The 12,947-nt window shown below is 72.5% G+C and carries 12 protein-coding genes; 2 read left to right on the top strand and 10 right to left on the bottom strand.

Annotated features, from left to right (window positions below; translation table 11 throughout):
* Positions 1–188: 188 nt before the first annotated feature.
* The 10 genes from AB0898_RS12685 to AB0898_RS12640 form a co-directional block, all read right to left on the bottom strand.
* Positions 189–1,523 carry a GTP-binding protein gene (locus tag AB0898_RS12685; protein ID WP_366802887.1) on the bottom strand — a complete coding sequence of 445 codons (1,335 nt, stop codon included), beginning with the start codon at positions 1,521–1,523 and terminating at the stop codon, positions 189–191.
* A 2-nt stretch (positions 1,524–1,525) separates the two neighbouring features.
* Positions 1,526–2,470, bottom strand: a complete 945-nt coding sequence (cysD, locus tag AB0898_RS12680) for a sulfate adenylyltransferase subunit CysD (protein ID WP_366802886.1) — start codon at positions 2,468–2,470, stop codon at positions 1,526–1,528.
* Complete coding sequence (gene cysC, locus AB0898_RS12675; RefSeq protein ID WP_366802885.1) at positions 2,467–3,003, bottom strand: adenylyl-sulfate kinase; 537 nt, start codon at positions 3,001–3,003, stop codon at positions 2,467–2,469. Before cysC ends, cysD begins: the two co-directional genes overlap by 4 nt.
* Before the next feature lie 41 nt (positions 3,004–3,044).
* Positions 3,045–3,755 (bottom strand): phosphoadenylyl-sulfate reductase, encoded by a 711-nt coding sequence (locus AB0898_RS12670; RefSeq protein ID WP_366802884.1) that lies wholly within the window; start codon positions 3,753–3,755, stop codon positions 3,045–3,047.
* On the bottom strand, positions 3,752–3,934 hold the full coding sequence (locus tag AB0898_RS12665) for a hypothetical protein (RefSeq protein ID WP_018547130.1): 183 nt from the start codon (positions 3,932–3,934) through the stop codon (positions 3,752–3,754). The genes AB0898_RS12670 and AB0898_RS12665 overlap by 4 nt, the downstream gene beginning before the upstream one ends.
* Positions 3,931–5,628: a nitrite/sulfite reductase gene (locus tag AB0898_RS12660; RefSeq protein ID WP_366802883.1), complete on the bottom strand. Its 1,698-nt coding sequence runs from the start codon at positions 5,626–5,628 to the stop codon at positions 3,931–3,933. The genes AB0898_RS12665 and AB0898_RS12660 overlap by 4 nt, the downstream gene beginning before the upstream one ends.
* Positions 5,629–5,750: 122 nt before the next feature.
* A complete protein-coding gene (locus AB0898_RS12655; protein WP_309486338.1) occupies positions 5,751–5,834 on the bottom strand; it encodes a putative leader peptide in 84 nt (27 codons plus the stop codon).
* A gap of 118 nt (positions 5,835–5,952) precedes the next feature.
* Positions 5,953–6,528 (bottom strand): GNAT family N-acetyltransferase, encoded by a 576-nt coding sequence (locus tag AB0898_RS12650; protein ID WP_366802882.1) that lies wholly within the window; start codon positions 6,526–6,528, stop codon positions 5,953–5,955.
* A gap of 91 nt (positions 6,529–6,619) precedes the next feature.
* A complete protein-coding gene (locus AB0898_RS12645; protein ID WP_366802881.1) occupies positions 6,620–7,954 on the bottom strand; it encodes a hypothetical protein in 1,335 nt (444 codons plus the stop codon).
* Positions 7,955–8,111: 157 nt separating this feature from the next.
* A complete protein-coding gene (locus tag AB0898_RS12640) occupies positions 8,112–9,428 on the bottom strand; it encodes a GAF domain-containing protein (RefSeq protein ID WP_366802959.1) in 1,317 nt (438 codons plus the stop codon).
* 565 nt (positions 9,429–9,993) lie between these two features.
* On the opposite strand from AB0898_RS12640, the gene AB0898_RS12635 reads away from it, so the two are divergent.
* The gene (locus AB0898_RS12635) at positions 9,994–11,148 is read left to right on the top strand and encodes a YihY/virulence factor BrkB family protein (RefSeq protein WP_366802880.1); all 1,155 of its coding nucleotides are present in this window, start codon (positions 9,994–9,996) and stop codon (positions 11,146–11,148) included.
* A 196-nt stretch (positions 11,149–11,344) separates the two neighbouring features.
* Complete coding sequence (locus tag AB0898_RS12630; RefSeq protein ID WP_366802879.1) at positions 11,345–12,934, top strand: carboxylesterase family protein; 1,590 nt, start codon at positions 11,345–11,347, stop codon at positions 12,932–12,934.
* Positions 12,935–12,947: the final 13 nt, after the last annotated feature.

The following is a 12,947-nucleotide window of genomic DNA, read 5'->3' as shown; positions in this document are numbered from 1 at the left end:
CCGGGAGTTCGGCAGTGGGTTTTCGTCTGTGCCGGGACGACACCGGGTGGGGGGTCAGGGCGCGCGAGCGGTGCGCGTACGTCATCGCGCACATCGCGCGACCCCGCCCTGCCCGCTGCCGAGGGCGCCGCTGCCGACGCGGCCACCCTCCTTCGCGAACGTCGAATAGAAATCGGGGGAGTTCATGGTCAGAAGTCCCAACCTTCGTCTTCGGCCGCGTCCTTGACCGGCTCCGGGGACGCGAACGACTCGCCGACCATGCCCGCGGTCAGCGTGGTGCCGTCGCTCGGGTCGATCAGGATGAAGGAGCCCGTACGGCGCGAGTCGGCGTAGGAGTCGGCCGGCAGCGGCTCGGCCGTGCGGACCGTGATCCGGCCGATGTCGTTGGCCACCAGGCGCCCCGGGTGCGGATGCAGCGAGAGGTCGGCCAGGGTGAGCCGGGACGGGATGTCCTTCACGATCGCCTTGACCGTGCGGGTGCCGTGCTTGAGCAGCACCCGGTGTCCGACGGTCAGCGGCTGGTCCGCGACATGGCACACCGTCGCCTCCACGTCCCGCGTGACCTCGGGCGCGTCCTTCGCCGGGACGATCAGATCGCCGCGCGAGACGTCGATGTCGTCCGCCAGGAGCACGGTCACCGACTGCGTCGTCCACGCCACGTCCACCGGCACCCCGAGCAGATCGATCCCGGCGATGCGGGTCGTGCGCCCGGACGGCAGCACCGCGACCTCGTCGCCCACCCGGAAGGTGCCCGCCGCGATCTGGCCCGCGTAGCCCCGGTAGTCGGGGTGCTCGGCGGTCTGCGGGCGGATCACGTACTGCACCGGGAGGCGGGCGTGGCAGCGCGCCAGGTCGTGGCTGACCGGCACCGTCTCCAGGTGCTCCAGCACGGTCGGGCCGCCGTACCAGTCCATGCGGGCCGAGGGCTCCACCACGTTGTCCCCGGCCAGCGCCGAGATCGGGATCGCGGTCACCTCGGGCACGCCCAGCTCGGTCGCGTACGCCGTGAACTCCTCGGCGATCTTCGCGAAGACCGGCTCCGCGTAGTCCACCAGGTCCATCTTGTTCACGGCCAGCACCACGTGCGGCACGCGCAGCAGCGCGGCGATGGCGGCGTGCCGGCGGGTCTGCTCGACCACGCCGTTGCGCGCGTCGACCAGGATCACCGTCAGCTCGGCCGTGGACGCGCCGGTCACCATGTTGCGGGTGTACTCCACATGGCCCGGCGTGTCGGCCAGGATGAACCGGCGGCGCGGGGTCGCGAAGTAGCGGTACGCCACATCGATCGTGATGCCCTGCTCCCGCTCGGCACGCAGACCGTCGGTCAGCAGCGCCAGGTCGGGTGTCTCCTGGCCCCGGCTCACCGACGCCCGCCGCACGGCCTCCAGCTGGTCGGCGAGGACCGACTTGGAGTCGTGCAGCAGCCGTCCGACCAGCGTGGACTTGCCGTCGTCCACGGAGCCGGCGGTGGCGAACCGCAGCAGGGTGGTGGCCGAGAGCGCCTCGGTCGTGATCGTGCTCATGGCTAGAAGTACCCCTCCCGCTTGCGGTCTTCCATCGCGGCCTCGGAGAGCCGGTCGTCGGCGCGGGTCGCGCCGCGCTCGGTCAGCCGGGAAGCGGCGATTTCCGCGATCACCGCGTCCAGCGTGGCCGCGTCGGACTCCACCGCGCCCGTGCAGGACATGTCCCCGACCGTCCGGTAGCGGATCAGGCGACGCTCCACGGACTCGTCGTCCCGGGGGCCGCCCCAGTCGCCCGCCGTCAGCCACATGCCGTCGCGCCGGAACACCTCGCGCTCGTGCGCGAAATAGATCTCCGGCAGGACGATGTCCTCGCGGGCGATGTACTGCCACACGTCCAGCTCGGTCCAGTTGGACAGCGGGAAGACCCGGACGTGCTCGCCCGGCGCGTGCCGGCCGTTGTACAGGTTCCACAGCTCGGGGCGCTGGCGGCGCGGGTTCCACTGCGAGAACTCGTCCCGCAGCGAGAACACCCGCTCCTTGGCGCGGGCCTTCTCCTCGTCCCGGCGCCCGCCGCCGAACACCGCGTCGAACTTCCCGCTGCGGATCCTCTCCGTCAGCGGCAGCGTCTGGAGCGGATTACGGGTGCCGTCGGGGCGTTCCTTGAGCACACCCCGGTCGATGTAGTCCTGTACGGAGGCCACATGGAGCCGCAGCCCATGTGCGGCCACCACATGGTCCCGGTACTCCAGCACCTCGGGGAAGTTGTGTCCCGTGTCCACATGGAGCAGCGCGAAGGGCACCGCGGCCGGGGCGAACGCCTTCAGCGCGAGATGCAGCATGACGATGGAGTCCTTGCCCCCGGAGAACAGGATCACCGGGTTCTCGAACTCGCCCGCCACCTCGCGGAAGATGTGCACCGCCTCGGACTCCAGCGCGTCCAGGTGCGAGAGGGCGTACGGGCTGTCCGTACCCTCGTCGCCGCCCGTGACCTTGGCGACGGTCGTCATGCCAGTCCCCTCTCGCCGAGCAGCGCGCGGACCGCGGCCGCGGACTCGGGCACGCTCTGCCCCTGGGTCTCGATCCGCAGGTCCGGCGCCTCGGGCGCCTCGTACGGGTCGTCCACACCGGTCAGCCCGGTCAGCTCCCCGGCGGCCTGCTTGGCGTACAGCCCCTTCACGTCCCGCTCGCCGCACACCTCGACCGGGGTCGCCACATGCACCTCCAGATAGGGAGTGCCGTTCGCCGTGTGCCGCTTGCGCACCGCCTCGCGGCTGTCCGCGTAGGGCGCGATCACCGGCACCAGCACCAAGACGCCGTTGCGGGCGAGCAGTTCGGCGACGAAGCCGATGCGCTGGACGTTGGTGTGCCGGTCCTCGCGGCTGAAGCCGAGCCCGGCGGAGACGAACTCGCGGATCTCGTCCCCGTCGAGCACCTCCACCCGGTGTCCCTGGGCGCGCAGCGCTCCGGCCAGTTCGGTGGCGATGGTGGTCTTGCCCGCGCTCGGCAGACCGGTGAGCCAGACGGTGGCTCCGCTCGTCACGTGTCGCTCCTGAGTCGGTTCGGTCGTCATCCGTACGGTCGTCATCCGTGCAGTCCGCACTCGGTCTTGGCCCGCCCGGCCCAGCGTCCGGCGCGCGCGTCCTCGCCCTCGAGCACCCGGCGGGTGCAGGGGGCGCAGCCGACGGAGGCGTAGCCGTCCATCAGCAACGGATTCGTCAGCACGCCGTGTTCGGTGACGTAGGCGTCCACGTCGTCCTGGGTCCAGCGGGCGATGGGGGAGACCTTGACCTTGCGGCGCTTCGCGTCCCAGCCGACGACCGGGGTGTCCGCCCGGGTCGGGGACTCGTCCCGGCGCAGTCCGGTCGCCCACGCCTGATAGCCCGTCAACCCCGCTTCCAGCGGCTGGACTTTACGCAGCGCGCAGCACAGGTCGGGGTCGCGGTCGTGCAGCTTCGGGCCGTGCTCGGCGTCCTGTTCGGCCACCGTGCGGGCGGGCGTGAGCGTGATGACGTTGACGTCCATCACGGCCGCCACCGCGTCCCGGGTGCCGATGGTCTCCGGGAAGTGGTAGCCGGTGTCCAGGAACACCACGTCCACGCCCGGCCGTACCCGCGAGGCGAGGTGGGCGACCACCGCGTCCTCCATGGAGGAGGTGACGCAGAACCGCTCGCCGAAGGTGTCCACCGCCCAGCGCAGGATCTCCGGCGCGGACGCCTCCTCCAGCTCCCGGCCGGCCTCCTCGGCCAGCCGCCGCAACTCCTCGTCGGTGCGCTCCGCCTGAGTGGCCGTCATATCGGTCCGTCCCCTCCGTCGTCGGCTCGCCGCAGTCCCCGGGCGAGCAGCCCGAGGAACTTCAGCTGGAAGGCCCGGTTGCAGGCTCCGCATTCCCAGGCGCCGTGTCCCTCCTCGCTCGGGCGCAGGTCCTCGTCACCGCAGTAGGGGCAGTAGAACGGTGCGGCGCGCTCGCTCACGACAGCGCCTCCTCGGAGGCCCGCGCGGCCCAGGCGGCGAACCGCTCGCCGTCCGCGCGCTCGGCCTCGTAGCGCCTGAGCACCCGCTCCACGTAGTCCGGCAGCTCCTGCGAAGTGACCTTCAGACCACGGACCTTGCGGCCGAAGCCCGCCTCCAGACCGAGCGCGCCGCCCAGGTGCACCTGGAAGCCCTCGACCTGGTTGCCGTCGTCGTCCAGGATCAACTGGCCCTTGAGGCCGATGTCCGCGACCTGGATACGAGCACAGGCGTTCGGGCAGCCGTTGATGTTGATGGTGATCGGCTCGTCGAACTCCGGGAGGCGGCGCTCCAGTTCGTCGATCAGCGAGATGCCGCGCGCCTTGGTCTCCACGATGGCGAGCTTGCAGAACTCGATACCGGTGCAGGCCATCGTGCCCCGCCGGAACGGCGAGGGACCGACCTTCAGATCCAGCGCCTCAAGCCCCGCCACCAGCGACTCGACCCGGTCGGCCTCGACGTCCAGCACGATCATCTTCTGCTCGACGGTGGTCCGCACCCGGCCCGAGCCGTGCTCCTCCGCGAGGCCGGCGATCTTGGCGAGCGTCGCGCCGTCCACCCGGCCGACCCTCGGCGCGAAACCGACGTAGAACAGGCCGTCCTGCTGCCGGTGCACGCCCACGTGGTCCCGCCAGCGCTCCACCGGCTGCTCGGGCGCGGGGCCGTCGAGCAGGGGCCGCTTCAGGTACTCGTCCTCAAGGATCTGACGGAACTTCTCCGCGCCCCAGTCCGCGACCAGGAACTTCAGCCGGGCACGGTTGCGCAGCCGGCGGTAGCCGTAGTCGCGGAAGATCGAGATGACGCCCTCGTACACGTCGGGCACCTCGGCCAGTGGCACCCAGGCGCCAAGGCGTACACCGATCTTGGGGTTGGTCGAAAGACCGCCGCCCACCCACAGGTCGAAGCCGGGACCGTGCTCGGGGTGCTCGACGCCCACGAACGCGATGTCGTTGATCTCGTGCGCCACGTCCAGCAGCGGCGAGCCCGAGATCGCGGACTTGAACTTGCGCGGGAGGTTGGAGAAGTCCTTGTTGCCGATGACCCGGCGGTGGATCTCCTCGATGGCCGGGGTGCCGTCGATGATCTCGTCCTCGGCGATGCCCGCGACCGGCGAGCCGAGGATCACGCGCGGCACGTCGCCGCAGGCCTCGGTCGTGGACAGGCCGACCGCTTCGAGGCGGTTCCAGATCTCGGGCACGTCCTCGATACGGATCCAGTGCAGCTGGATGTTCTGCCGGTCGGTGATGTCGGCCGTGCCGCGCGCGAACTCCTCGGACACCTCGCCGATCACGCGCAGCTGCTCGGTGGTGAGACGGCCGCCGTCGATCCGCACCCGCAGCATGAAGTACTTGTCGTCGAGCTCCTCCGGCTCCAGCACCGCCGTCTTGCCGCCGTCGATGCCCGGCTTGCGCTGGGTGTACAGCCCCCACCAGCGCATCCGGCCGCGCAAGTCGTTCGGGTCGATCGAGTCGAAGCCGCGCCGGGAGTAGATCGTCTCAATGCGTGTCCGCACATTGAGACCGTCGTCGTCCTTCTTCAACTGTTCGTTGCCGTTGAGCGGGGTGTGGTGTCCCATCGCCCACTGGCCCTCGCCGCGGTGGCGGCTCGCCTTGCGGCGGGGCGCGGAGGCAGCGGGAGGCTGGGGGGTGGCGGCCATGGTTCTGGAGTCCTTCGACAGGCGAAAATCGGCTCTGGCCTGCGCACGTGCGCGCGCACGTGGGCAATTCACGTGCGCGGCGATGCGCGGAAAGCGAAAAGAGAAGCGGCGGGGCTGGTGTGTCAGCTCGCCGGACAGATGGCGCTGGACATGCGGCCGAGATCGACGTGCCGTCGACTCACCAGGGCGATTCCAGTTCCGGACATGACGGCAGCGTTGCACGCGGATCTCCGGGCAGTCCACCATTGTCCGGATTGTGGACGCATGCATTCTGCATGGCGAGACGGACGGGGAGCCTCCGCCGGGTCCGTCCCGCCGCGCGGTTCACTCCGCGAACGCGCCGGGCCACGGTCCGGGCGCCACCGTCGCCGGCCGCGGCTCGACCTCCGTCTTGAACAGCGTGAACCCGCGCCGCTCGTAGTTGGCCCGCGCGAACTCGCCGTCCCAGCTGCACGTGTGCAGCCACACCCGCTTGGTCGGCGGCAGCTCCGCCCACCGCGTCGCCAGATCCCAGGCGCGCGCCGTGCCGTACGACAGCAGATGGCCGCCGATGCGACGCCCCCGGAAGGCGGGCAGCAGCCCGAAGTAGGCGATCTCCACCACGCCGTCACCCATGGCGTCCAGCTCCACATATCCGGCCGGAGTGCCGTGCTCGTACGCCACCCAGGTCTCCACCCCGGGCCGCTCCAGATACTCCCGCCAGCGGGCGTGGCTCCAGCCGAGCCGGTCGGTCCAGCGGATGTCACCGCCCACCGAGGCGTACAGGAAGCGGCTGAACTCCGGCGAGGGCACCTCGGCGCGCATGATCCGCACCGAGCCGTCCTCGGGCGCGGCGGCCGGCAGGAGGTCGGCGGGGGAGTTCTGCTCCAGGGACCAGGTGGTGACAGGGACGCTGCTCATGACGGCCAGGGAATCATCGGGCGCGCCGGAATGTCGATCCCTTTCGTCACATCCGTCCCGTCCCCGGCGTCACATCCATCCCGCCCCGGAGTCAGTCGAGCGACTCCTCAAGGCGCGCCAGCGGCACCGCGAACAGCATCCGGTCCGACAGCGACCACACCTCGCCGGTCTCCTGCCAGTACGACAGCGAGCCCGCCGAATCGGTCCAGCAGTGGTGGGAGGAGTCCGAGCCGCACTGGGCCGCCGCCGCGCCACGGGTGTCCTGACGCCACAGTCCGCCCCGGCCGTCCGTCGTCTTGGGCTGTGTCCCTATGTACCAGGACGACAGGTCCGTGCCGGGACGGTGGTAGGAGAGCACACCCTGGATACCGCGTGCCCGGGTCCGGAACACCTCGACCGCGTCGGCGCGGCCGGTGGAGTCGGTCGCGAGCAGGCCGTTGCGGGCCGGGGCGTTGCTGAACGCGTACCGCCACAGACGGGTCCTGCGCTCGCCGCCCGCCGGGGTCCGCTCCCCGGCCACCAGGCTGTCGGGCGAGGTGCCCCGGTCCAGCGAGAGCGGGCCGGGACAGGGCGGCCCGGCGACACCGCAGCGTCCCTCGTGGAAGCGGTACGAGCCGACGGCGGGCATCACGTACCGGTAGCCGGCCGCCGACCAGCCGTGCGGAACCCGGCCGATCGCGGGCTCGTCCACGGTGGTGCGCTGGATGCGGTCCAGGTCGTAGACGTAGAGCGCCTCGGCACCCGTCCGTCCCGCGCTGACCAGCAGTTTGTTGTCGTACCAGACCATCCCCGAGATCCGGGAGTCCAGCCCCCGGTAGTCGCGGCCGCCGTTCTCGGGCACCACGAGCAGCACCCAGCGGTAGACGGGCCGGGCGGGGTCGTCGAAGTCGACGAAGGCGACCCGGGCGAGACCGCGCTCGGCACCGGGACCCCGGGTGGTGCTGTGGCTCCAGCCGGTGAGGACCACCCGGTGCGTGCCCCAGACACCGTCCTCGTCCGCGTCTCCCGACGTGGTCACCGAGGCGGGCCGCCAGTCGGTGTCGGCGACGTCGGCACGGTCCCAGCAGTAGGAGCGGGTGGCGGCGGGCGTGAGCGGCAGGGTGCCGCGCTCCCCGGAGTCGCAGGCGGACCCCACACGCATCGTGCGGTCGGCGCCGCGCAGCACGGTGTCCACCCCGACCGGGCGCCCCATGGACCCGGCGAGCCGGTCGAGCGTACGCGCGGGCACCAGGTTCTCCTGGAGCCGCAGCGAGGCGGTGTCCGCCCGGGTGGTGAGCGGTTTGAGCGCGCCCGGGTCGCCGGTGACCGTGGCCTGTGAGGCGCTGATCAGCGTGGCCGCGGCGGTGAGGGCGAGGCCGGTCCCGGTCAGGGCCGCGCGCAGGGCCATGCCTCGTCTGCGCCTGCGGTGTCTGCCGCGATGCTTCATGTCTCCTCCCGAGGCGGTCCAACTGCGCCCGGCGATCGTTGCGTTGATCGCGAGGCCGTTGGGCGGACCCGTCAGGGATGCTACGGCAGCGAGCGGCACTCCGGGGGGAGGACCCCGCAAATACGGGGAAGACGCCCGCGTTCGGGGGGCGTTCACCCTACTCTGTTCGGACCGGGTGTTCGCACCCGGTCCCGGTGGACGCCCCGGCCGAGGCCCGCGCCGGAGTGCGCAGCCGCGCCAGCGCCGGTGCGGTCGAGTGGGGCAGCAGCTCCGCCGGCTCCTCGGGCAGCAGCACCTCCACGTCCGCGTCCTGACGGAACCGGTAGGGCCGGTCCAGCAACAGCGCGCCCAGATAACGCCGTACGCGGGACATCTCCGCCCGCACCGTCACCGTCCGGGACGCGTCGCCGAACAGGTCCTCCGCGAGACCGGCCGCGCTGCGCCCCGCGCGGTGTTCGGCCAGGAGCAGCAGCAACTCAGCGTGCCGTGCGCTCAGTTCGCGCGACCAGGGACCGGCGGCGCCGGACACCGTCAGCGTGCGGCGGCCGGGCCGGGACAGGTCCAGCGTCAGCCGCACCGCCGACGCCGTCTCGTCCGCCGCCCGCACCAACCAGCCCCCGGCCAGCGGCTCCACGGCGCACGAACCCAGCGCGGCGAGCCAGCGGCGGCCGGGCGAGAGGGAGTTGGGCAGCGCGAGGCGGCGGACGTACGGCATCCCGGTCACCGCCGCCGTCCAGCCGTCCCGGTCCACCACCAGCGCCCGTCCCTCCAGCCGGGCCAGCACCGGCGCCCCGACCGTGCGCAGCCGCTCCAGCGAGGTCAGATGCAGTTCGCGCAGCCGCGCCTCGGCGAGCTTGGCCACCGAGTCCACCCAGGCGAGGGTCGCCGGGTGCATCGTCTCCAGCGGGCCGCTCACGTCCACCACCCCGAGGAGCCGGCCGTCCCGGGGGTCGGTGATCGGCGCGCCCGAACAGGTCCAGGAGGCGTGCGAGCGCACGAAGTGCTCGGCCCCGAACACCTGCACCGGCCGCCGTACGACCGCCGGAGTGCCCACGCCATTGGTCCCGACCGCCCCCTCCCGCCAGTCCGCCCCGGGTTCAAAACCGAGGATGTCGGCCTTGCGCAGCACCGCCGGGTCCCCCTCGCGCCACAGCACGCGCCCCTCCGCGTCGGCGACGACCATGATGTGCCGGGCCACGTCCGCGACCGACAGCAGACCCTCGCGCAGCACCGGCAGCACCAGCCGCAGCGGCGACTCCCGGCGTCTGCGCCCCACCTCCTCGGCGGACAGCAGCCGCGAGCCACGGCCGTGTTCGGGGTCGAGGCCGCTGCGCAGCATCCGCGCCCAGGACTGCTCGATCACCGGCCGGGGCGCGATCCGCGCGCGTTTCCCGGCGAGTCGGGCCTCGCGCACCTCGTTCAGCACCCGCGCCGCCTGAGCCGCGTCCACGGCGGCCAGGCGCGCCATGTTCATGGACGGGTCCACCACTTGCGCCTCCCGGAAGATAGGCGTCCAACACATGTGTCGAGCCAACCCGGCGGCGGCTTCCGGGACGGCGGCTCCCCATACTGCCGTCGAGTGGGGTCCGGGCACACCGCTCCGTGCACTCTCGGCAACAAGTTGCAACCTCCTGCAACCCTGGTGAACGGCACGGGGCGCACCGAGACTTGTACCCCTGCGCCGCCCCCGGGCGGTGCGCGCGCCCTCCAAGGGGCCCGAGGGGCGGGGGTGGTGCCGTGTCGGCGCAGCACCACCCCCGCGACCGGGCGGGGCGTCGAGGGGCGGACGGGCGTGTGACTCCGTAGGGTGGCGTCCGGCTTCGTACGGTGGCGCTCGGCGCGTGGAGCCCGGTGCGTGGACCGGCCCGCCGGCGCGCGCGGACCGGCCGACCGGCCGTACCCGCCCGGGCACATGCACGCTCATCGTCGGCGCGGCACAGGTATTCCGGCCCCGCGAGGCGAGCCGTCCGGCCCCGGTGAGGTGAGGCGTTCCGCCCCGCGAGGTGAGGGCCGCGCGCCGCGCCGGATACCGTTAGGACGTGCAGTCAGCAAGTGAAACCCCCGAGCGGCTCCGGGGCCGCCTCCACCGGGCCAGAGCCCTTTACCGGAACGTCTCCAAGCGGAGGACCGCCTGGCTGCTGCTGACGGACACCGTCAATTCCTGCATGGAGTACCGCATCCTGGGCCTCGCGGCCGAGGCGGCCTTCTTCACGCTGCTGTCCGTCCCGCCCCTGCTGCTCAGCCTCATCGGCCTCCTCGGCTACGTGGACGACTGGACCGGCGCCGACACCATCCACAGCCTGGAGACCAACCTCCTGGAGGCCTCGCGCACCGTCCTGTCGAACAAGGGCGTCAAGGAGATCGCCGAGCCGATCCTCGACGACGTGATGAAGGGCGGCAGACCCGACGTCATCTCCATCGGCTTCCTGTTCGCCCTGTGGTCCGGCTCCCGCGCGGTGAACGTCTTCATCGACACCATCACCGTGATGTACGGCCTCGACGGCGTCCGGGGCATCGTCAAGACCCGCATCATGGCGTTCCTGCTGTTCATCGTGGCCCTGCTGATCGGCTCGGTGGCGCTGCCGCTGATGGTGGCCGGCCCTGACGCGGTGGTCGGGGTGCTGCCCTGGTCCGCGACGGTCGTCCAGGTGCTCTACTGGCCCGTCGTCATCGTCCTGTCCATCGTCTTCCTGACCACGCTCTACCACGTCTCCGTCCCGGTCCGTTCCCCATGGATCGAGGACGTGCCCGGCGCCCTGGTCGCGCTCGCCATGTGGGTCCTCGGCAGCCTCCTGCTGCGGGTGTACCTCACCCACACCATCGAGGGCGCCACCATCTACGGCTCGCTCGCGGCCGCCGTCGCCGTGCTGCTGTGGATCGGTGTGTCCGCCTTCGCCGTGCTCGTCGGCGCGGCGGTGAACGCCGCCATCGACCGGGTCTGGCCCGCCGCCGCCACCGCCGCCGCGCGCGAGGCCAACGAGCGCCAGCGCGAGGTGCAGATCGCCGAGTACGTGGCCCGGGCCGCCGCGGCCCGCGACAGCGACCCGGACGACCCCGACATGCCCTCCGAGTTCCCCGAGCGCTGGTCCCGCTTCCTGCCGCCCGAGGACATCACCGGACGGCTGCGCGCCCACGCCAGGAACACCCACCACACGCCCAAGGGCGGCACGGACCGGGGGCGCCCGGAGCGGTGAGCGGGCCGGCGCGGCGTACGGGCGGGGCCGTCGCACCGGTCGGTGCAGGCGGGCGCGTCGCACCGGTCGGTGCAAGGGAATACACCCGCCCTGTGTGGCGCTCTGACATGTGGTGCTCTCATATGTGGTGCCATGGGTGATCGCCACACGCTCTGTGTGTGATCGGCACATGTGCGCGGCGAAGGGCTGGTGGGCGATGACCACAGACCGGACGGACCCGGTGGTCCGCACGCTGCACGGGGCCGTACGCGGCCGGTACGAGCAGGACATCGCCGTGTTCCGGGGCATCCCGTACGCCGCGCCCCCCTTCGGCCCCCGCCGCTTCCGGCCCCCCGAGCCGCCCGCGCCCTGGGACGGGGTGCGCGACGCCGGGGACTACGGCCCGACCGCGCCGCAGGTGCCGTACTCCGAGGCGTTCTCCGGCTACCTCTCCGACCCGGTGATCCCCGGCGACGAGTGCCTCAACCTCAACGTCTGGACCCCCGAACCCGGGCCCGGCGCCCGGCTCCCCGTCCTGGTCTGGCTGCACGGCGGCGCCCTGACCAGGGGTTCCTCGGCGGTGCCGGTGTACGGCGGCGGCGCCTTCGCCCGCGACGGGGTCGTCCTCGTCTCGGTCAACTACCGGCTCGGCATCGAGGGCTACGGACTGTTCCCGGACGCGCCCGCCAACCCCGGCCTGCGCGACCAGCTCGCCGCCCTGCGCTGGGTGCACGAGAACATCGCGGCCTTCGGCGGCGACCCCGCGAACGTGACCCTGGCCGGCCAGTCGGCCGGTGCCATCAGCGTCGGCGTCCTGCTCGCCGTGCCCGAGACGCGGGGGCTGGTGCGGCGGGCCGTGCTGCAGAGCGGGGCGCCGGAGGTCTCCGAGCGCGACAAGGTGCGGCGGATGGTGCGCCGTATGGCCGCCCGGCTGAAGGTCCCGGCCACCGCGGCCGCCTTCGCCGCCGTCGACCGCGATCTGCTGCTGCGCGCCCAGGCCGAGGTGGGGCGGCTGAGCAGTCCCGTACTCGGCGGCCCCGCCTTCGGCATCGTCCCGGACGGCGACCTCGTCCCCGCCGACCCGCTCCAGGCGCTGGTCGACGGTACGGCGGCGCCCGGCGTGGAGCTGCTGATGGGCTGGACCCGGGACGAGTACCGGCTGTGGCTGGTCCCCGGCGGCCTGGTCGAACGCGTGGACCGGCTCGGCGCCGTCGCGCTGGCGGGGGCCATGGCCCGGTGCCGGGTCGGCCACGAGGTGCCGCGCGGCTACCGCGCCCTGCGCCCGGGGGCGGGGGCCGCCGAAATCGTCGGCCAGATGGTGACCGACCACATGTTGCGCGTGCCGCTGCACCGCATCGCCGACGCCCGTCCCGGCGCCGCGCACCTCTACGAGTTCGCCTGGCCGTCCCGGCGCCCCGGCCTCGGCGCCTGCCATGCCCTGGAGCTGGGCTTCGTCTTCGACACCGGCGAGGTCCCGGATGCCGTCAAGCTGGCCGGGCACGGGGGACCACAGCACCTCGCCGACACCATGCACGCCGCCTGGGTCCGCTTCGCCACCACCGGCGACCCCGGCTGGCCCGCATGGGACGCCACCCACCCCGTAAGGGTCTTCGACGACGGTGACGGCCCCGACGTCGTCCACGGCCCCCGCGACCCCGAGATCGCCCTATGGGCCACGGCCCCACCCCTACGGGCCCTAGGGGATCCCACCCCCACCCCCACCCCGTCCATCGTCCGCATTCCCCGTGCCGACCTGTCCGCAGCGGTACGCCGGCTGCGGCGGGTGTCGGCGACGCGGAGGGACTGAGGCGGCGGGTTCC

Origin of the sequence: Streptomyces sp. NPDC005435 (assembly GCF_040703155.1) — a bacterium.
In the GTDB taxonomy this organism is placed as follows: Bacteria; Actinomycetota; Actinomycetes; order Streptomycetales; family Streptomycetaceae; genus Streptomyces.
Note: the sequence above shows the minus strand (reverse complement) of the source record. Positions and strands in the feature narration are given on the sequence as shown.